This window comes from Psychrilyobacter atlanticus DSM 19335, assembly GCF_000426625.1.
Classification (GTDB): Bacteria; Fusobacteriota; Fusobacteriia; order Fusobacteriales; family Fusobacteriaceae; genus Psychrilyobacter; species Psychrilyobacter atlanticus.
The window spans coordinates 728,756-748,656 of sequence record NZ_KE384548.1 but is presented as its reverse complement, the minus strand read 5'-3'; the positions used below and the strand labels follow the sequence as shown (position 1 = coordinate 748,656).

Sequence of the window (19,901 nt, the reverse complement as noted above, 5' to 3'; positions counted from 1 at the left end):
ATTACTTTGACTACTTTGTATATAATTTTATTACTTTAAACAATGGAAATTCATAAAATTATATTATTTTTTATAATCATTACAAATAACTTGCTTATACAGTTTAGATATACTATACTAGGGATAGAGAAATAAAAACTGGAGGGGATTATGAATATTAACTTAGTAAAGGATTTTAACAAGATCTACGATGCATATGTAATGCCAAAATTCGAAGGAGAGGTACACATCTACGACGGATTAACCGATGAGGAAAAGATAGTTTTAGAAAGATTGATTGAAAAAAAAGAGTTTACAGGTAAAAAGAAAACATCTATTAGCTGTGAATTGATGCATAAAGGGAAATTAGTTAACATAACTTATATTGGTCTTGGAAAAAGGGATAAATTAAAGACCTATGATGTAATAGAAGCTTTCTATAAGGAACTTAAAGGTTTAGAGGGAGAGATATTAGTAGGAACTCATGGTGTAGAAGTTACCCAGGTAGTAGAAGCTGTACACTATGCTAAATATGATTTCGATAAATATAAAACAGATAAAAAAGAGAAGAAAGAATCTAACTTTGATATCTTTGTAGAGGAAGATACAGATGCTATCTGTGAAGGGGTAGCTTTAGCAGAAGCAGTAATGTTAACTAGAGACTTAGTAAATGAACCTGCAAATGTTATTTTCCCTGAGAGCTTAGCTCATGAAGTTAAAACCCTAGGAAAAAAATATGAGTTTGAAGTGGAAATATTTGATGAAGAAAAGATAACAGAATTAAAGATGGAAGCATTTTTATCGGTAGCTAGAGCTGCTGAAAAAAGACCTAAATTTATAGTTATGAGACATTTAGGAGATCCTTCAAATCCTACAGAGATTCATGGACTGGTAGGAAAAGGATTAACATATGATACAGGTGGATTATCATTGAAACCTAGTGCAGGGATGGCTAATATGAAAACAGATATGGGTGGAGCTGCTACTGTTATAGGAGCTATGTGTGCTCTTTCTAGAATGAAAGTAAAGAAAAACATAGTAACTGTAGTTGCTGCGTGTGAGAACTCAATTGGAGGGAATGCTTATAGACCGGGAGATATCATTGGATCTATGGGTGGAAAGACTATAGAGGTGGATAACACAGATGCTGAAGGAAGATTAACTCTTATCGATGCAGTACACTATATCATCAACCATGAAAATGTAAAGGAAGTAATAGATGTAGCTACACTTACAGGAGCTGTATTGGTGGCTCTAGGGATGTCTACGACAGGTGTACTAGCTAACAATGATGAGATGTATAAAGACTTAGAGAGAGCTTCTGAGACAGCAGGTGAAAGGGTATGGAGATTACCTAACTTCCCTGAGTATAAAGAACTTTATAAATCTAAGATAGCAGACCTAAAAAATACAGGTGGAAGATTTGCCGGAAGTATTACAGCAGGAATGTTTATAGAGGAATTTGTAGGAGAGACTCCTTGGATGCATCTTGATATTGCAGGAACATCGTGTGCAGATGCACCATATGGTTATTATACTCATGGTGGTACTGGACAAATAGTAAGAACTCTTTATAACTACTATTTAAAGAAGTAGATTAATAAGTGTGTTAAAATAAGAAAATTAAAATGAAGGGCTGATTGTCCTTCATTTTTTATTGTATAAGAAGTGATACCTACAAGAACTAAATTATGCTTACATAAATGGAACGTCATTTGCTTTTTATTATTATCTTTGCAAAAATTTCCAAGGAATTGTATAATTTTAGTATTAAAATTTAGAAAGTGAGATATCTTTTTAGAATAGGGGGAAAAATGAAAAAAATACTTATTGCAGGAACATCCAGTGGAGCCGGGAAAACAACAATCAGTACAGCTATAATGGGTGCTTTAGAAGGAGTCTCTCCATTTAAGGCAGGGCCTGATTATATCGATCCAAAATTTCATGAATTTATAACTAAAAACCCATCTAATAACTTGGACCTTTTTATGATGGGTGAAGATGCAGTAAAATATATATTTTCTAAAAATACTAAAAATATCAGTGTAATAGAGGGAGTTATGGGCCTTTATGATGGTTTGAACCATGAGCTGGATAACTATAGCAGTGCCCACCTATCCCGTGTCTTGGATATCCCTGTAATATTAGTAGTCAGCGGGAAGGGGACTTCTACTAGTATTGCAGCTACGGTACTTGGATTTAAACATCTGGATCCCAGAGTAAAGATAAGGGGAGTTATATTAAATAATGTCGGAAGTGAGGCATTGTATAACCTTTTAAAGGAAGGGATAGAGAGATATACTGAAATAGCATGTGTAGGATACTTTCCAAAGGATGAAAGGGTATCTATAGGGGAACGTCATCTTGGGTTGCAGCAGGCCAGCGAGATAGAGGACTTGAATGAAAAGATAGAGATATTAAAGGATATGGCAAGAAAATATATAGATTTAGACAAGATATTAGAGATTGCAGAAGACGGGAATGAGGCCCAGGAGTTTAAAAATCCAGCAGAATACCTAAAAGATAGATTCAAAGGGAAAAGGGTAGGAGTAGCAAAGGACAGAGCATTTTCATTTTATTACTCTGAAAACTTAAAACTTATGGAATATACAGGTATGGAGATAGTAGAATTTTCTCCTACAAATGATTCACATCTGCCCCCTGATTTAGATTATATATATTTAGGTGGAGGATATCCAGAGATATTCAGTAAAAAACTATATGAGAATATCTCTATGATGGATGATATAAGCAAAGCTTCCAAGAAGATACCTATCTATGCTGAGTGTGGGGGGTTCATGTACCTTACAAAGGGAATAAAGCAGTTAGATGGTGACTTTGATCCTATGTGTGGATTGCTAGATATAAAGGTAGAGATGAAATCTAGACTCAATATCAAAAGATTTGGATATGTAGATTATGAGAGTAAAGATGGAGTAACCGGGAGATGCCATGAATTTCACTATTCAGACCTCTATGATATAGATGAAAAAGATTTATATTTTGAGCTGAAGAAAAAGAACGGTAGGATGTGGTCGTGCGGCTATAAAAAGGATAAGATCATTGCAGGATACCCACACATCCATTTCTATGGGAATTTAGAAATATTTGTAAAATTATTTGATAGATAATCAGAAGAAAAAGAGAACTAGGGAGGAAGAAAATGAAGAAATTAATGTTATTATTTAGTTTAATGTTTATAATATCTTGTAGTAATGTTCCTGTTACAGAAAGGAATCAATTGATGCTGGTAGATGAAAGTGAGATCATTGTATCCAGTGAAAAACAATATCAGGATTTTTTAAAGGAAAATAGACCTTTAAACAATAAAAATTCTGAATTGGTAAAAAAAGTTGGAAAAAATATATCTGCAGCTGTGGAGTTATACTTTAAAGGGAAAGGACAGGAAGAACTTCTTGAGGGATATGAATGGAAATTTAATCTGGTTGAGGGGAAAGAGGTAAATGCTTGGTGTATGCCTGGAGGAAAAGTTGCTTTTTATACTGGAATCCTGCCTATAACAGAAGATGAACTTGGAATAGCAGTGGTTATGGGGCATGAGGTAGCACATGCAGTGGCTAGACATGGTTCTGAAAGGTTGAGTCATCAAATGGCTGTACAAACAGGCGCTAACCTTTTAAATTTAGGTTTATCCAATGTGGAGATACCTGTTTCAAGTGATTTAGCACTTCAGGCGTATGGAGTAGGAACCAACTTGGGAATCTTGAGTTATTCCAGAAAACATGAATTAGAAGCAGATAGGTTGGGACTTATATTCATGGCTATGGCAGGATATGATCCCAAGGAAGCAATAGAATTTTGGAAAAGAATGTCAGAACTTAGTAAAAATGAGGGAAATGAATTTATGAGCACTCACCCATCCCATGAACACAGGATAGCAGATATTGAGAGATATCTTCCGGAGGCTATGACCTATTACAATAAATAATGTTGACAGAGTAAATTGATATGGTTTATAATCAATTATAAATTATATAAAACTTCGGGGCAGGGTTTGATTCCCTACCGGCGGTGATAGTCCGCGAGCTTAGGCTGAATCAGTGAAATTCTGATACCGACAGTATAGTCTGGATGATAGAAGTTATTAAAAAAATCGGAATAAATATCCTAAATTTTAATGCCCTAAGTTTACTTGGGGTATTTTTTATTAGGAGGAAGAAAGAAATGGACGAAAGAAAAAGCAAAATAGGTGGATTGGCAATAGTTATAGCAGCAAGTTTATGGGGATTAGATGGGATAGTACTGACACCTCGTCTATATAACCTGGATACAAAATTTGTGGTGTTTATGCTTCACCTGCTGCCATTTATAGGAATGAACTTTATATTTTATAAGGAATATAAAGCATTAAAAAAGTTTACTAAGTATGACTATATATTTATGACATTAGTTGCACTCTTTGGAGGAGTCATAGGGACATTATCCATTGTAAAAGCACTGTTTTTATTAAATTTTCAGCATCTGACAATAGTAACACTTCTACAAAAATTACAGCCGGTATTTGCCATTGTTTTAGCTAGGTTTATCCTCAAAGAGAAAATTGCTAAAAAATTTGTGGTATGGGCTATGTTAGCTTTAACAGCAGGATATTTTTTAACTTTTGAATTTAGTAATCCGTTCTCTATTGAACATCAAAATATGTTAGAAGCATCTATGTATGCTATAGTTGCAGCTTTTGCCTTTGGTAGTTCTACCGTTTTTGGGAAAAGAATGGTTTCAACAATTACGCATAAACAGACATTATTCTTCAGGTATGGGCTTACAACACTGATTCTTGCAGTTGTAAATGTTTTAAGTAATAATTTTGGTCAGTTTTCTAAAATAACTACCCTTAACTGGCAAATATTTATAATTATTGGATTGACAAGTGGAAGTGGAGCAGCATTTATATATTATTATGGATTGAGACATGTAAAAGCAAATGTAGCTACAATTTGTGAACTTTCATTCCCTATCTCAAGTATCTTATTTGACTACCTATTCAATGGAAGTATCTTATCTCCATTTCAATGGGTGAGTATGAGTATTATGATTTTTTCTATAATTAAGATAACTAAATTAAAAACAAACTAAATATATAAACCACCTATTCAATAAGTTTGAATAGGTGGTTTTTTTCTAAATAAAAAATCAACGTGATATTATATCCAAAAGGAAAATAAATTAATATTCCTCTATTTTTCTCACCCCTTGGTGTGCGAGAGTGTCTCTAGTTAATTAGGTGGATATGAAGAATGAGAATGATTAGTAGTTAGTTGTTTAATTTTAGGGAGTATGTTACTTGTAAAGGAAGTGGATAGAAACATATGCCAGAGTTTGTCTCCTCATAAATAAATAAATAAATAAATAAAAGATCCTAATTTTTTAGGAACTTTTATTTATTTATTTATTCTTTAATATTCATTAATGGTATCGGCATTATTTTTAACTGCGCTTATTTGAGGTAGTAAATAGGAAAAGAATAATTTAATTCTATAGCATATAATGTATGAAAAAACAATCACTAAAGGTAAGGAGAAAAAAATTAGAGCTTATTATAATTGAAAATATATATGAGAAATTTATAATTAATTAGAATCAAAAGTAAGTCACTTTTATAAAGAAAAGAGGTTGATATGGGAATAGAATTAGATTTAATTTTTCGTTTAAGATATGAATTGATAAAGAACAAAAAATTAAAATTAAAAAATGACAAGAAAGAAATTGACTGTCTTCATGATCTTTTGGATGAATTAGAAAAAAGAATGAAAAATTTATTAGAAAAGTAATTAATATAAACTTATATATAAATAAATTTACAGGATAAATATGATGGGAGTTTGGTTTGCAAGCACATTCTTAGCCTCAAAAGCTTCCGGATATGTGCAGTTTTTTGTGGATAAATTGGGCCCATTACAGGTATTTTTAGGATTCACTGTAGCGTTGGTTGTAGTAGGTCTGATCTTATTTTCTATAAATAAACCAATTGAAAAAATGGAAAAAGGAGAAAATTTGGAAAAAAATATACAAGTTTATTAAATAAAAACACCTAGTATCATATTTGAGACTAGGTGTTTTTATTTTTTAGAGTCCAAAAAGAGTTAACATATGGTGATCTTTTTGATTTTCTAGTTATCAATTTAGCATTTCATCCTTTTAAAATAAAGAATAGAGTTTTTTCTTTGCTTTTTAATTTTATTACTTAATGATATTAGTATTTTGATATTTTGTTTTAAATTCTTTTTTTAATATAGAAAATATCATTTGATCAAGATATCCTCTTTCTGATTTATATGATTCTCTGAGAGTTCCTTCAAATGTCATGCCTAATTTTTTATATAATTCTATCGCTACTACATTATCTGTATAAACATCTAACCAAAATCTATTTATATTTTTTTTATTAAAGGCATAATTCATTAAACCAAATATAGACTCTCTTCCATATCCTTTTCCTTTTTCAGAAATTACTATTCTTCTTAATTCAAAAACATTTGATTTTTTATTAATATTTACAAGTGAAAAACCAACTATTTTTTTACTTTTGCATTCTTTAAATGTAAGCAAAAAATCTGAAGAGCTATTTATTTCTTTTATATGTTCTTCATAAGTTCCTTGCCATACAAACTTTTTATTTTCTTCTTTATTTTCAAGAAGTATTATTTTTTCAATTTCTCCTATTTTTGCAGATGAAATTTTTAGATTTTCTGTTTTAATTTTTAAAGACATAGTTGAATCTCCTTATTAAATTTTATTAGGGAAAACTTTTTTTACTTTCTGAAGTTAAATTATGTTTATTTTAATAATATTTTTAGGTCGACCTCCGCCTTTTGGAGCTTCTTTACCATAAAGAGTTGCAAAATTATTTTCAACTAGTTTTTTCAATATTCTACGGGCACTTCTTTCTGTAATATTAAGGTAAGCTGCAACTTCTTGAGAGTCAAATTCATTTTTTTTAGTTTTTTGAGAAAGAGAAATTAATTTTACTATGTGTAATACATTAACGCCTGAAGTTTCGGCTATTTTTATAACTTTTTTATCTGATATCTTTATATCATAAAAAAGTTCACTTTTTTCTCCAATCGGCCCACTAACTTCATTTCCATCCATTATAAACAAAGATGGTTTATTATATGAAATTGAATTATTAAGAGCTTTTCTAGCAGACATTTCAGCTATATATGATGTGCTTCCATATCCTATTCCAGTAAATATTGTGAAGTTTGACTTTGTTTTTATTTTTAATATTTCTAAAAAATCAATCATATTTTCTCTATTTTTAATTGCTCCACGAGTAGAAAATATAATATATTCGTCCCTTCCAAAATTAAAGAGAGAACCTTGTATTTTTTTTACGTATTCTAAAAGGTCTATTTCAAAAAATCCTTTATTTTTTTGCATCTCATATTGACATAAAGAAGTTGCAGGGGAAGTTAATTTGATAACTTGTACTGCAATTGCAGAGTCACTTATAATTTGTGTTTTAATTTTTGAAATTAATTTTTCTACTGTTTCTCTTACTTGAATATTTGTAGGAGAAAGTCTAAATACAGGGTATTTTTTTTCTTTTAAAGAAGTATAGACAGAGCCATAGGCTGTAATAATAGCTTCTGATTGTCCTGAAAGATATCTTTTTTCATGGAATTCTAAATATTCTTCTTCACTTAATAACGAGGAATATGGAAGACTATAAATTTTATCAAAGGATATCTCAAGTTCTTCTAGAGTTTCATTTAATAAAAAATCACTAGTTACATCTATACTAATTGTTTTAGGAAGTATTCCATATTGTTTCATTTCCCAAAGAGCTTTAAAAATACTAGACCCACTTCTAGGGATATATTCATACTCTTTTTTGATAACTTTATTAGAATTTAAAATACTTTTCATTACTCCAATTCCAGTAAAGATGATTCCATCATTTTCATCTTGACACTTATCAAAAACTTTAAGTGCATCTATTATTTTTTCTTCTATATATATATTTATTAATATTTCTGGGAAAATTTTATTTATTATAGTTTTAACTTTAGTTACTGAATCTTTGGGACCAATTATTCCTATTTTCATCGGAACCTCCATAATTATAGATTGTGTATATGTATATATTACCATAGAATCTTAGTGTATCTAAAAAAATTAAAAATCCTCTTATAGTTTAGACAATGTTAAAGTCTAGGTTATAAGAGGAATTTAAGAATATATTTAATTTTTGATAACTTTATTATTTGTTTCCATAAATTCAAGATATTGAGTTTTAGTCATTACGGGCTTAAAATCATTTAAAATATTATTAGCGGATTCCGCGTTATTGAAAAGAAGGTCAACTACCGTCATCGCCATTGCTTTAGCAGGGACTATATATGCTAAATCTTCATCTATGATATTAAAATCAACGGAATGTAAAGCCCCTTTAACACCTCCTATCATAGGATGAAGCGTAGGCATTAGATGTGAAACATCACCGAAATCAAAAGAGCCTGTAAAATCCCCACCTTCTATAATTTTTCCCTTTAATCCTAAATTTTCAAGATTTTCTTTAAAATGCTTATCCATATCAGAATATTTTAATATTGGAAGATACCCAGGGATTTCTGTTATTTCAATATCTGCTCCTACAGCCATTGCTCCAGCTTTAAGAGCTCTATTTACTTTAACATTTGAACTCAACATTCCTTCAATAGTTCTAGCTCTTACGTAAGCTTCCATCCTTACATCAGCAGGAATAACGTTGACTATGTCTCCTCCCTTAGTAATAATGGGATGCACTCTTACTCTATCTGAATCTTTAAAAGTTTCTCTTTGAGCATTAATGTTATTTATAGCAAGCATTGCTGCATTTAATGCATTAATACCATCTTCTGGAGCAGAACCTGCATGGGATTCTTTTCCTATAAATTTTATTTTTTTACCTATAAAACCGTTGCTTACAGGTCCAATTAAAGCGTTGTTTTCTCCTAGATCTAAAGAATGAAACATTATAGACATATTAACATCATCAAAGGCTCCTCTACTTATAAGCTCTTGTTTGCCTCCAAAATATTTTATCTTACCTTTTGATCTTAGTTGCTCTCTATATTCTAGTTCTATAAACTCTTCAGCAGGAGTTGCCATAATATCAATTTTTCCATCTAATTTTTCTAATATGCCTGATTTAACAAGTCCAAGAGCTGCACCTAATAATCCACCCATTTGAATATTATGACCACATGCATGTATATTACCGTTAGCATTGGCATCTGGGTGGTTAGTAACAGATATAGAATCAAGTTCTCCTAAGATGGCTATTTTAGGTCCTATAGAGTTCTGATTCAATCTTGCTCTACACCCAGTAATAGCAATATTTTCCTCTACTTCTAACCCTAATTCTTTAAGGAAAGTTACCGCAGTCTTTGTTGTTTCTACTTCTCTGTAGCCTAATTCAGGAGTAGAATAAATCTTTCTTCCTGCTTCAATAATAGAGTACCGATTATCATCAATAGTTTTTATAATTCTATTTTTTAACTCTTGTTTATTCATTTTAGCTCCTTTTTTTTATGTAAGTTAAAATTGCTTCTGTTGTGTAAAATAAATCTCTAGTATCTAAAGTTTCATACACTGTATGTACATTATACATTCCTACTCCAATTATAATAGAATTATAACCGTTTGAAGCTAAGATATTACTATCAGATCCACCACCAATAACTGCTAATTCTGATTTTATACCTAAGGATTTATATATTTCTTTAAATTCATTAGCAAATTTTAAATTATCTTTTGGTTTTAGTGTTGGATAGTCACATATATATTTAAGACTATATTTGCCTCCAAATTTTTCAATAGCCAATTCACAACTTTTTTCATAAGACTTAATAATTTCTAAAACTTTTTCTGTAGAATGTCCTCTTACCTCTGCTTTTACAATACATTCTTCGGCTACAACATTAGTTGCATAATTTGAAAATATAGATCCTATATTTGAAGTAGTTAATTCATCAATACGTCCCATCTTCATATCTGCGATCGCTATAGAAGCTAATTGGATTGCATTAAGCCCATTTTCAGGTTCTATTCCAGCATGTGCAGTTTTTCCTTTAAAAATTAAATCTACATCATATTTGGTAGGTGCTGTATGAGCAATTAACCCTGCTCTTCCTGCATTATCAATTACAAGCATATTTTTAGCTGGTTTCATATGTTCTGGGATTAAATTCCAATTAATATTTTTAGCTCCTAACATTCCTAGTTCTTCACATGGTGTTAATAAAACAAATATATCTTTATGTGGAACATTTTTTTCTTGGATTACTCTTAAAACTTCTAATATAGAAGCTATTCCTGCTTTGTCATCTCCGCCTAGAGTAGTGGTTTCATCTGTTTTTATAATATGTCCATCAATTATAGCATTTACAGATTCCGAAGGTTCAACTACATCTGTATGAGCTGCAAGTGTTACTCCCTCTCCTGCTATTTTACCATTTAATTTTCCAAAAATAGTTGGAGCATTTCCATCATAGTTTTTATACCCATGATCTAAATAAACTTCTAATCCTAATTCATTGAGTTTTTCAACTAAATAATTCGTATAGTTTTTCTCGTTTTTTGAAGGAGAATGTATTTTAATCATTTCTATAAAATTTTCGATTATCCTTTCTTTATTCATAATTTTACTCCTTATTTATTTTTTAACATTAATTTTTTAGCAAATATTATAGTCGCAAATACAGATGTTAAAGTTATTAAAAATGATGGGTTACCAGGAATTAAAGCAACAACTTTTGTCATTATAAATGAGATAACTAGAGCAAAAATACCAGTCTTAGGAGATTTTATTGCGAATTGTCCAAATACTCCACCAAATAACGCTGGAATAATTAATTTAAGCATAGCCATTAAAGAAGGCGGTAAACTTGATAAAAGAGCTTGTCCTGCTAAAACAGAAATTGCTAAAAAGAAAATACCAACCCATATAGAAACACCAATTCCTATAGTACCCATAATTGATCCTTCTTCAGTTCCGGCAGAATGCCCAGAAGCTTCTTGCGCTGAAATAGCTGCGGGTATTCTCATATTTACTAAATTACCAGATAAAAACCCCATATATAATCCGGCTCTACCAACTATTGGATAATAACTAATTGGTTCACTGATATAAAAAGCTCCAGAGACTGACATTTGCGAGATTGCCCCTGCCATTATTGCCGCGATTCCAGGATTAATTCCAAAATAAAATGTCATGATTAAAGCTGGGAATAAAGAAGCCAGTGCTCCTAAAACCATAGTTGTTCTACCTATCTTTGTGATATCATCAATATACGAATCATATGATATAATATTACTTGCTTTTATATTTGTATTCATTTTTCATCTCCTTAATAATATAATATTAAACAATCAATGTTCCTATAGCTGCTCCACCAAACATTGCAAATGTTAGAGCCCATTCCTTCAGCCAAGTAATTTTTTTTGTGTCTCCAATTTTTAGACAGGCAACCATAATGATCAATCCAGTTCCGCCTGAAAGAGTTATCTCAGGGTTTGTAGTTACTTTCAGTAAATTGCCTACGTTAAAGTAGGCAAAAGATCCTAACATAGCTCCTAGTCCCACTGCTGGAAGAAGTGCTTTTCTACCATTGGTTAACAACCCATTTACTTTATCCATCTTATGTGCGAATAAAAAAACAAAAGTAATCCATCCTAATGAACCTAATGCCATTGTCCAAAGAGCATTTGTAAACACAACTGGAAGCATATTCGTAGATAATTCTGCTCCCATTGCTTTAGCACCAAAATTGGCTGCCATTGCTTCAAAATTAGAACCTCCAATTAAACTTAACCTTACTGCTGAAACCGCTGAGCCCATTGTTACTAATAGTGCTAGCAAACTTCCTACGACACCTAAAGCTGGACCGATACTGGCAATAGCACTAGTTCTTATTCCCTTATTCATATCATTTTCTGATATCCCAATTGCTTTACCTACCTTAATTGATTTTTTGATTATTAAAGCCGATTGAATTAAAACGATAGAGATTCCAAAGATTGCACTCGCCCAAATTAATGGATGATTTGCATAAAACATGTGATTCTGTGTAGTCATAATATATCCCCCTTTTTTAATAAAGGACTCTTTAGGACAAGTCCTTTTGTATATTTATACAGTATAAAATCAAAAATGTCAATAATAATACATTTTTTGTAAAAAAAGAGGCTTTCATTAAGAAAGCCTCTACCATACCTAAAAAAATAAAAATAATTTTTTCTTTTTATATTCTTGCTACTTTTTTCCCAACCAATTTTATTGTACTAATGGCTAGTATTTTGGTTGGATCTAAAAAATTTCCCTTTATTGCCATTTTTTCAAAAGCTACAGGAAGTTCTGTACACCCTAAAATAATATTATCAATTCCTAATTTAGAAAAATATTCTACAACAGAATTTATAGGGACCTCGTTAATATCACTATTACCATCTTTTACTCTATAGATTAACTCCATTACAGTTTCTTGTAAATGCATAGGAGGGACAGCTACTTCAATTCCATATTTTTTAAAGATATTTTCATAAATATTACTATAATAAGTTCCCTTGGTAGCCAAAAGACCTACTTTTTTTATTCCTTTTAATTCTTTTGCTATTTCCTCTATCATATTTATAAAGGGTATTTTTACAGATTTTTTAATATGTTCATAAAAATAATGAGCTGTATTGCAGGACATAACTATAAAATCAGCCCCCATAGCTTCTAATCTTAAAGCTGAATCAATCAGATATTTTTCAGGGTTTTCTCCCTTTCCCAAAATATATGCAGTTCTATCTGGGATTTCTGTATTATTATCTATTAATATATGCACATGATCGCTATCTTTTTCTGCATCAGTATATTTTATTATTTTATTTGATAAATCCATTGTGGCAAGGGGTCCCATCCCACCTAAAATACCTGCTATATTCATTGTCTTAGCTCCTTCTTTTTTATAATATTTTCTAGGTAACCTTGCAATCTAAAACGATCTATTACTCATAAGTACCTTTTACTATAGTTTCTTTATTTTTCATCATAAGTCGCCCATTTATAAGAACAGAATTCAGATCCAAATTATCATCTAGAATAAGAATATCTGCAAATCCATTTTTAGATATGACGCCTCTCCCCTTTAAATCAAGAGCCAATGCCACATTTTCCGTACCAAGAGTTAAAGCTTCTTCAAAAGAAAGAACACCTTTGTTTGTTAAGTCTTTGATAGTTTTATATATAGTGTCACATGCTGCATGGCCAATTTTCTCTAATTTTCCCAGTTTATCATAAGTAGACCAACTTCCCCTTCCATCTGAACTAAGAGTTATATTTTTTAAAGGAACTTCGTTTTTTTTAATGATATTAAAAAGTTTAGGAAGAGGAACTATATTAGAATTATTGCATGCGGTAATATCTATAATTCCGCCTCTTTTAGCAAAATCCATGCCTTCCTCAAACAATTCTTTACGTCTCCCAACGTGAGTAGGCCTGAAATGAGAAATAGAGAGATCAGTTTCATTTAATATTTGATTAATGATAGAAAATCTTTCGGAACTATTTCCCATATGTAATTTAATATAAGAAGATTTCCCAGAAAACATTCCGCTTACTCTGATATCACTTACTAATTTTGTAAATTCATCTTTGGTAATATGAGAAGCCCTGTGGTCTGAAATAGCAAGCTTTACTCCTAGAATTTCTTGGATAAAAGTAATATCTTTTTTCACACTTCCAGTTATAGTAGGACTAGGATATTCATATCCTCCAGTAAGGCAGTAAGCTGTAATCCCTTCCTCTTTAAGAGCTTTAGTTTTTGCAAGGAGATTTTCAACACTTCGAGTAACTGTATCTGTACCAAGGAGACCAACTACAGTTGTTATTCCACTTTGTACTAATTCGCTTAACATAACCTCGGGAACTCTGGTATTAAAACTGCCTTCACCCCCGCCTCCAGTGACATGAACATGCTGATCTATAATTCCAGGTATAATAATTTTTCCAGCAGCATCTATTACCTCTAATTCTTTATGTGTAAATTGTATGTTACTTTCTATTTCAATAACTCTATCGTTACAAATCAAAATATCCTTTATTCCCAAATCTTTAGGTGAATAAACCCTTGCATTTTTAATTAATTTAAACATTTGTTTCATCTCCTATTGAATTCCGAAAGCAGCTTTAAATTCAGCTTTTTCTTCATCCTTTAATTTTGTAACTCCTATACCAGTAATAGCAAGAATAATTGCAACTATAATACCTGCATAATTTAAAACTGCCCATGGAAGATATTGAAATGTCGGAACCCCTAATGTTGCCGCCATATATGCTCCCGCTGCCGACCATGGCACTAAAGGAACTAGTACTGTTCCCGAATCTTCAAGAGTTCTTGAGAGATTTTTGGGATGAAGGCCTCTTTTAATATATGTATTTTTAAATAATTCTCCAGGAATAAGAATTGAAAGGTATGAACTACCTGTTACAAATGCCATTGTAAAACATGAGAAGATAGTTGATAAAATAATACCACTGTCTGAACGAACTCTTTTTAAAATAGAATTTAGAACAGTGTCTAACATTCCTGTAACACTAATTATACCTGCAAAGCCCATAGCGCAGAAAATTAAAACTGTGGTACCTGTAACAGAAACTACTCCCCCTCTGTTAATCAGCCTGGTAACTTCCCAGATAATCTTAGTTTCGGTACCAGTCATACCAACGTTAAATCCTTTAACAAGGGAAGCTAAACCGTCTTTAAGAGCAAACCCCTGTATAAAAATACCTAGAATTATAGAAACAAAACTTGCACTTAACATCGTAGGAACAGCAGGCCATTTTTTTACTGAACCAAAAATAATTATAAATACTGGCAATAATAATAAGATATTCCAACTATACATTGAATCTAACTGAGAAAGCATAGTAGCTACAGTCTCAGGATTAGTAGTCTGACCACTAGAATTTAGCCCTACAATTAAATATACTACAATAGAAATAATAGCTGCAGGTATTGTAGTATAAAACATGTGTTTTATATGTTCATATAATTCACTCCCCGCTGCAATAGGAGCAAGGTTAGTAGTGTCTGAAAGTGGAGATACTTTATCACCGAAATAAGCTCCAGCAACGATAGCTCCGGCTGTAGCAGGAAGAGATATACCTAACCCGCCAGCTATTCCCATAATAGCTACTCCTATAGTCCCGGCAGCTCCCCAAGATGTCCCGGTAACTGTAGAGACAAGAGCAGTAATTATAAATGCAGATACAAGTAAAAATTTAGGATTTACAATTTGAACACCATAATAGATAATCATAGGAACTGTTCCTGAAAACATCCATGAACCGATTAGAAATCCAACACTCCATAAAACCAGTGTAGCAGGCATAGCTTTAGTAATTTTTTCAACTATAGCCCCCTCCATCTCTTTCCAGCCATACCCTAATTTAAGTGCTATAGTTCCAGCAACAAAAGCAGATGCTACCAAAATAGGCTCTGTTCTAAACCCAAAATAACCATATCCAATAGCTAAAGCTAATACCATAAAGACTATTGGAAACAAAGATTGCCCAAGTGTAGGCGTTTTTTTCATAATAATTCCCCCTTGAAATATTTTTTAGTATACCTGTGTATACACAGGTATTCTTAGAGAGTATATTACTACATTAATTTATCCTTGTAAAGAGAAAAGATTGACTTATATGGGTATAGAGAAGTATAATTAAGACCTATTGGGAGGGTGAAATGTCTAAATATATGAACTTAAAAGAAAAATCGTATGAAATTATCAAGCAAAACATAATAAATTTAACCTATGTTCCTGGGGAATATCTAGAAGAAAAAAAAATAAGTGATTCGCTGGAAGTCAGTAGAACTCCAATGAGAGAAGCTTTAAGCCGTCTTGAGGATGAAGGGTGGGTAAAAATATATCCAAGAAAAGGGATATATGTGTCTAAAGTTGATGAAAATTTAATAAATAATATATTTGATGCTAGGAAAAATTTAGAAGTTTCAGCTTTAAAATTAACTACAAATAAACTTCCAAAAATAAAATTGGAACTTTTAAAAGAAAAATTTGACGGTCTTACTGTGGATGATAGGAAAAAAATGGATGATATAGATGATGAGTTTCATAATATGATACTTAGTTTTTATGATAATTTTTTTCTAAACAAAGCATCTATAAATATCATGGAACATGCAAAAAGAATTAAAATGTTTTCTTTAGGGAAAAAATTAAAAGCAAGAATTTTACAATCTACAGAAGAACACATCATATTAATAAATCTTCTTTTAGAAGAGAAAATAGAAGAAGCAGAGGAAGTTCTCTATGAACATTTAGAAAGAGCCCAAAGATACTATTTAAAAATTTTAATAGTATAGGGAAAAAAATAAAAAAAGAGCAAATTAAGTATATTAGTTTGCTCTTTTTTTATTTTTTTGTTTATATAAAACTTTTAATTCTTTCTTTTCTAAATTTAGGTGGTTCTGGGTCTTTAAGAAAACAGGTAGAAGAAGGAGCTCCTGTTGATTTTATCTTTTTAGCTTCTGAAAAAGATTTAAGAAAATTACTGCAGAAAGGTCTTGTAGAAAAAAAAGAAGATTTACTTGAAAATAATTTAGTAGTTATAGGTAAAAATAAATTGGAGGAATTAAAGGATATAACTGGATTAATAGCGATAGGAGATCCTGGTTTTGTTCCAGCTGGGAGATACGCTAAAGAAGCTTTAATAACAGAAGGTATATGGAGCAGCGTAAAAAAAAATATTTTATAAACAAAGGATGTAAGGTCAGCATTATCATATGCTGAAAGAGGAGAAGTTGATTATTCATTTGTTTATAAAACCGATACAAATCCCAAAAAAGGGTATCAAATCTATCAGGTGGATAAAAGAAAACATTCTCCTATTATATATTCTGCAGGAGTTAGAAAAGGAAGTGTTGAAGGAAGTAAATTTAATGAATATCTGATGAAAAGAATATCAATTTTTAAAAAATATGGATTTGTGGTGAGATAGAATTCAATTAGTGTTTACTTGAAAGGCGGGCTTAATAGCTTGTATAACTATATGTATTAACTTTATATAAAGTGAAATTATAACTATTGTTGGATAAATAAAAAAGGGATGAGTCTATGAAAGATAAGTTTGGCAGAGAAATAGATTATATGAGAATATCTGTAACAGAGCAGTGTAACTATAGGTGCTTTTATTGTATGTCTCAAGAAGAAAATATTGAATTGAAAAAAGAAAATCCTATCACTAAAAATGAAATACTAGAGATTGTAAAGGTAGGGGTAAAATTAGGGATAAAGAAAATAAGAATAACAGGCGGAGAACCTTTAATTCGAAAAGATATAGATAAAATATTATATGAAATATCTAAAATAAAGGAAATAAAAGAATTATGCCTTACTACAAATGGGAGTATTTTAAATGAAAAAATAGAATTTCTCAAAATTTGCGGAGTGACAAGAATAAATGTAAGTTTAGATTCTTTAAAAGAAAAAAAATTTAAAGAAATAACTAAGACAGGAGACTTTAATAAAGTTTGGAAAGGAATAAAGAGAGCTATGGAAAATGGGATAGAAGTGAGGATTAATAGTGTAATAATAGATGGAGTAAATGAAGATGAAATAATAAATTTAGCTAGTTTAACCGAAACATATCCTATAGATGTAAGGTTTATAGAATTAATGCCTATAGGAGAAGGAAAGAGGTATAAAGGATTTACAGGAAATGATATAAGAAAGATCATATGCAAGAGTAAAAAACTAAAGAATTTAAAAAGAAAAGAGGGGGCTTCAGAATATTATAAATTAGAAGGGGGAAAAGGGAAGATAGGATTTATTAATCCAATAAGTAATTGTTTTTGCCGGGAATGTAATAGGATAAGAGTCACATCAAAAGGAATAATGAAACAGTGTCTTAATAAAAAATCAACCTTTAAATTAAGTAATATTATGAAAAATAGTATAAATGAAAAAGAAAAAATAGAAATTATTGCTAAAGAAATATATAATAAACCTGAAAAGCATTTATTTAATAACATAAATAAATTCGAAGATAAATATAATATGAATCAAATAGGCGGGTAATTTATAATGATAGAAAATAAAACAGAGTTAATTCAGATAGAAAAACATGTAAAACAATACGCTGCTATAATTTCTTCAGCAATGAAGGTAGATGTAGAGATAATTGATAAAGATATGATAAGAATAGCAGGAACAGGAATTTTTAAAAAAAGTGTTGGAGTGACAGCCAAAGGATCAGTTTATAAAGATGTATTAAAAACAGGAGAACCTCATATAATAAGGGAGCCGGGAAAAGATAAATTGTGTATAACATGCCCAGAAAAAGATAGGTGTCCAGAAACGCTGGAAATATCAACTCCAATATTTTATAATAGTGAGATAATAGGAGTAATAGGCTTAGTATGTTCTACAAATTATCAAAAGGAAAAAGTTCTAGAAAATTTAAACTCACATCTTAAGTTTATAAAACAAATAAGTGAATTTATTTCTATAAAAATAAATGAACAAAATGATAATTTATTTAGAAAGGAAAGGGCAAAACTGTTCTATGAGATATTGAGTGTTATAGATAAAGGTGTAATCGTATTAGATGAAAATAGTAAGGTGGTCAACTTAAATAACTCTGCCATGAAAGAATTAGAGTTATCCCCTAATTCATTGAATAAAAAGATAAATATAGAAAATAAGGATGAATTTTTATTTGGGAAAGAGACATATGAAGTAACTATAACTGCAAGTAAAAAGAGCTATATTATTGTAGGAAAAAAGTTTAAAACGGATGGCCTAAAAAAAGAAACATATCAGGTCTTTATATTTGATAGTATTAAAAAATTAAATGATGAATTTCAGCAATTATCAGCGGAGAGAGCTTTAGGGATAGAAGCTATAATAGGGGAATCTTACCCGATGCTCAGGCTGAAAGGAAAGATAAAAAAAATAGCTCCAACTAAATCTACTGTATTAATAACCGGAGAAAGTGGAACGGGAAAAGAATTAGTAGCTAGAGCTATCCATGCTCACTCTGATAGAAAGGATAAACCTTTTATAGCCATAAATTGTGCAGCGATACCAGATTCTCTTCTTGAAAGTGAATTATTCGGTTACATAAAAGGAGCTTTTTCAGGGGCTAGTTCTAATGGGAGAATGGGAAAATTTGAATTAGCGAATAAAGGGGTAATATTTTTAGATGAAATAGGAGATATGCCTCTTTATTTACAGGCAAAACTTCTGAGAGTCCTGCAAGAAAGAAAATTAGTAAGAATAGGATCTAATAAATTAATGGATTTAGATATAAGGGTTTTAGCAGCTACAAATATAGATCTCAAAGAGAGGATTGAAAAGAAAAAATTTAGAGAAGATCTTTATTATCGATTAAATGTAATTCCTATTGAAATTCCAAATCTAAAGAGCAGAGGAAAAGACATACTTTTAATAATAGAGCAGCTGATGAAAAAATATAATAAAGTTTTAAATAAGTATGTTCATACCATAGACATTGAAACTAAAAAAATATTAATGTCTTATGAGTGGCCTGGAAATGTCAGGGAATTAGAAAATGTAGTAGAATTTATGATAAATTTATCTGATGAAAGTGGTATTATAACAAAAGACTTACTTCCTGACAATTTAATTTCAGAAGAAAAATCTGATGTAAATATTTTAGAAGGTATTTTAACTATAGCTGATGCAGAAAAGATTTTAATAGATAATGCAATAAATAAATATGGAAATAATACAAGTGGGAAAAAAGAAGCTGCAAAAGAATTAGGGATAGGAATAGCAACATTATATAGGAAAGTTGAAAAATATAATATTTAAAAAGGTTAGTACAGTTAAATCTGTACTAACCTTTTTTTATTGTAGTAAAGGTTTTCTCTAATTATCAAAAT

The 19,901-nt window shown here is 30.7% G+C and carries 18 protein-coding genes, 1 pseudogene and 1 riboswitch; of the genes and pseudogenes, 10 read left to right on the top strand and 9 right to left on the bottom strand.

Annotated features, from left to right (window positions below):
• Positions 1 to 150: 150 nt before the first annotated feature.
• The 6 genes from K337_RS0115345 to K337_RS0115320 all read left to right on the top strand — a co-directional run bounded on the left by K337_RS0115345 (position 151) and on the right by K337_RS0115320 (position 6,018).
• Positions 151 to 1,575 carry a leucyl aminopeptidase gene (locus K337_RS0115345; protein WP_028857377.1) on the top strand — a complete coding sequence of 475 codons (1,425 nt, stop codon included), beginning with the start codon at positions 151 to 153 and terminating at the stop codon, positions 1,573 to 1,575.
• Positions 1,576 to 1,793: 218 nt separating this feature from the next.
• On the top strand, positions 1,794 to 3,110 hold the full coding sequence (locus K337_RS0115340) for a cobyrinic acid a,c-diamide synthase CobB (RefSeq protein WP_028857376.1): 1,317 nt from the start codon (positions 1,794 to 1,796) through the stop codon (positions 3,108 to 3,110).
• Positions 3,111 to 3,142: 32 nt separating this feature from the next.
• On the top strand, positions 3,143 to 3,928 hold the full coding sequence (locus K337_RS0115335; protein WP_028857375.1) for a M48 family metallopeptidase: 786 nt from the start codon (positions 3,143 to 3,145) through the stop codon (positions 3,926 to 3,928).
• A gap of 46 nt (positions 3,929 to 3,974) precedes the next feature.
• A riboswitch (FMN riboswitch) is annotated at positions 3,975 to 4,087 on the top strand.
• 77 nt (positions 4,088 to 4,164) lie between these two features.
• Positions 4,165 to 5,073: a DMT family transporter gene (locus K337_RS0115330; RefSeq protein WP_028857374.1), complete on the top strand. Its 909-nt coding sequence runs from the start codon at positions 4,165 to 4,167 to the stop codon at positions 5,071 to 5,073.
• Between the two features lie 542 nt (positions 5,074 to 5,615).
• Complete coding sequence (locus tag K337_RS20020; protein WP_156877407.1) at positions 5,616 to 5,768, top strand: hypothetical protein; 153 nt, start codon at positions 5,616 to 5,618, stop codon at positions 5,766 to 5,768.
• A gap of 43 nt (positions 5,769 to 5,811) precedes the next feature.
• On the top strand, positions 5,812 to 6,018 hold the full coding sequence (locus tag K337_RS0115320; RefSeq protein WP_028857373.1) for a hypothetical protein: 207 nt from the start codon (positions 5,812 to 5,814) through the stop codon (positions 6,016 to 6,018).
• A 159-nt stretch (positions 6,019 to 6,177) separates the two neighbouring features.
• Here K337_RS0115320 and K337_RS19415 read toward each other — a convergent pair whose 3' ends face one another.
• From K337_RS19415 to nhaC, 9 genes are all read right to left on the bottom strand, one after another.
• Positions 6,178 to 6,708, bottom strand: a complete 531-nt coding sequence (locus tag K337_RS19415) for a GNAT family N-acetyltransferase (RefSeq protein ID WP_051251830.1) — start codon at positions 6,706 to 6,708, stop codon at positions 6,178 to 6,180.
• Between the two features lie 54 nt (positions 6,709 to 6,762).
• Positions 6,763 to 8,049: a hypothetical protein gene (locus tag K337_RS0115310; protein ID WP_028857372.1), complete on the bottom strand. Its 1,287-nt coding sequence runs from the start codon at positions 8,047 to 8,049 to the stop codon at positions 6,763 to 6,765.
• A 135-nt stretch (positions 8,050 to 8,184) separates the two neighbouring features.
• A complete protein-coding gene (locus K337_RS0115305; RefSeq protein WP_028857371.1) occupies positions 8,185 to 9,498 on the bottom strand; it encodes an amidohydrolase in 1,314 nt (437 codons plus the stop codon).
• A gap of 1 nt (position 9,499) precedes the next feature.
• On the bottom strand, positions 9,500 to 10,624 hold the full coding sequence (locus K337_RS0115300; RefSeq protein ID WP_028857370.1) for a M20/M25/M40 family metallo-hydrolase: 1,125 nt from the start codon (positions 10,622 to 10,624) through the stop codon (positions 9,500 to 9,502).
• Positions 10,625 to 10,635: 11 nt separating this feature from the next.
• Entirely contained in the window at positions 10,636 to 11,322 is a 687-nt protein-coding gene (locus K337_RS0115295; protein ID WP_051251829.1) for a hypothetical protein, read from the bottom strand.
• A 25-nt stretch (positions 11,323 to 11,347) separates the two neighbouring features.
• Complete coding sequence (locus K337_RS0115290; RefSeq protein WP_028857368.1) at positions 11,348 to 12,061, bottom strand: DUF5058 family protein; 714 nt, start codon at positions 12,059 to 12,061, stop codon at positions 11,348 to 11,350.
• Positions 12,062 to 12,227: 166 nt separating this feature from the next.
• Entirely contained in the window at positions 12,228 to 12,917 is a 690-nt protein-coding gene (cuyB, locus tag K337_RS0115285) for a cysteate racemase (protein WP_028857367.1), read from the bottom strand.
• Between the two features lie 61 nt (positions 12,918 to 12,978).
• A complete protein-coding gene (iadA, locus tag K337_RS0115280) occupies positions 12,979 to 14,124 on the bottom strand; it encodes a beta-aspartyl-peptidase (protein ID WP_028857366.1) in 1,146 nt (381 codons plus the stop codon).
• A 12-nt stretch (positions 14,125 to 14,136) separates the two neighbouring features.
• Positions 14,137 to 15,567: a Na+/H+ antiporter NhaC gene (gene nhaC, locus K337_RS0115275; RefSeq protein ID WP_028857365.1), complete on the bottom strand. Its 1,431-nt coding sequence runs from the start codon at positions 15,565 to 15,567 to the stop codon at positions 14,137 to 14,139.
• Between the two features lie 152 nt (positions 15,568 to 15,719).
• Here nhaC and K337_RS0115270 point away from each other — a divergent pair, with 152 nt between their 5' ends.
• The 4 genes and pseudogenes from K337_RS0115270 (at position 15,720) to K337_RS0115255 (ending at position 19,830) form a co-directional block, all read left to right on the top strand.
• Complete coding sequence (locus K337_RS0115270; RefSeq protein WP_028857364.1) at positions 15,720 to 16,358, top strand: GntR family transcriptional regulator; 639 nt, start codon at positions 15,720 to 15,722, stop codon at positions 16,356 to 16,358.
• A gap of 38 nt (positions 16,359 to 16,396) precedes the next feature.
• Positions 16,397 to 16,993: pseudogene (gene modA / locus K337_RS20460) on the top strand (molybdate ABC transporter substrate-binding protein).
• Between the two features lie 116 nt (positions 16,994 to 17,109).
• On the top strand, positions 17,110 to 18,072 hold the full coding sequence (gene moaA / locus K337_RS0115260; protein WP_028857363.1) for a GTP 3',8-cyclase MoaA: 963 nt from the start codon (positions 17,110 to 17,112) through the stop codon (positions 18,070 to 18,072).
• Positions 18,073 to 18,078: 6 nt separating this feature from the next.
• Positions 18,079 to 19,830 (top strand): sigma-54-dependent Fis family transcriptional regulator, encoded by a 1,752-nt coding sequence (locus K337_RS0115255; protein WP_037029995.1) that lies wholly within the window; start codon positions 18,079 to 18,081, stop codon positions 19,828 to 19,830.
• The last annotated feature ends 71 nt before the right edge of the window (positions 19,831 to 19,901 follow it).

Coding starts and splice junctions, on each gene's coding strand:
- K337_RS0115345 (WP_028857377.1), top strand. CDS start 151: ATGAATATTAACTTAGTAAAGGATTTTAACAAGATCTACGATGCATAT.
- K337_RS0115340 (WP_028857376.1), top strand. CDS start 1,794: ATGAAAAAAATACTTATTGCAGGAACATCCAGTGGAGCCGGGAAAACA.
- K337_RS0115335 (WP_028857375.1), top strand. CDS start 3,143: ATGAAGAAATTAATGTTATTATTTAGTTTAATGTTTATAATATCTTGT.
- K337_RS0115330 (WP_028857374.1), top strand. CDS start 4,165: ATGGACGAAAGAAAAAGCAAAATAGGTGGATTGGCAATAGTTATAGCA.
- K337_RS20020 (WP_156877407.1), top strand. CDS start 5,616: ATGGGAATAGAATTAGATTTAATTTTTCGTTTAAGATATGAATTGATA.
- K337_RS0115320 (WP_028857373.1), top strand. CDS start 5,812: ATGGGAGTTTGGTTTGCAAGCACATTCTTAGCCTCAAAAGCTTCCGGA.
- K337_RS19415 (WP_051251830.1), bottom strand. CDS start 6,708: ATGTCTTTAAAAATTAAAACAGAAAATCTAAAAATTTCATCTGCAAAA.
- K337_RS0115310 (WP_028857372.1), bottom strand. CDS start 8,049: ATGAAAATAGGAATAATTGGTCCCAAAGATTCAGTAACTAAAGTTAAA.
- K337_RS0115305 (WP_028857371.1), bottom strand. CDS start 9,498: ATGAATAAACAAGAGTTAAAAAATAGAATTATAAAAACTATTGATGAT.
- K337_RS0115300 (WP_028857370.1), bottom strand. CDS start 10,624: ATGAATAAAGAAAGGATAATCGAAAATTTTATAGAAATGATTAAAATA.
- K337_RS0115295 (WP_051251829.1), bottom strand. CDS start 11,322: ATGAATACAAATATAAAAGCAAGTAATATTATATCATATGATTCGTAT.
- K337_RS0115290 (WP_028857368.1), bottom strand. CDS start 12,061: ATGACTACACAGAATCACATGTTTTATGCAAATCATCCATTAATTTGG.
- cuyB (WP_028857367.1), bottom strand. CDS start 12,917: ATGAATATAGCAGGTATTTTAGGTGGGATGGGACCCCTTGCCACAATG.
- iadA (WP_028857366.1), bottom strand. CDS start 14,124: ATGTTTAAATTAATTAAAAATGCAAGGGTTTATTCACCTAAAGATTTG.
- nhaC (WP_028857365.1), bottom strand. CDS start 15,567: ATGAAAAAAACGCCTACACTTGGGCAATCTTTGTTTCCAATAGTCTTT.
- K337_RS0115270 (WP_028857364.1), top strand. CDS start 15,720: ATGTCTAAATATATGAACTTAAAAGAAAAATCGTATGAAATTATCAAG.
- moaA (WP_028857363.1), top strand. CDS start 17,110: ATGAAAGATAAGTTTGGCAGAGAAATAGATTATATGAGAATATCTGTA.
- K337_RS0115255 (WP_037029995.1), top strand. CDS start 18,079: ATGATAGAAAATAAAACAGAGTTAATTCAGATAGAAAAACATGTAAAA.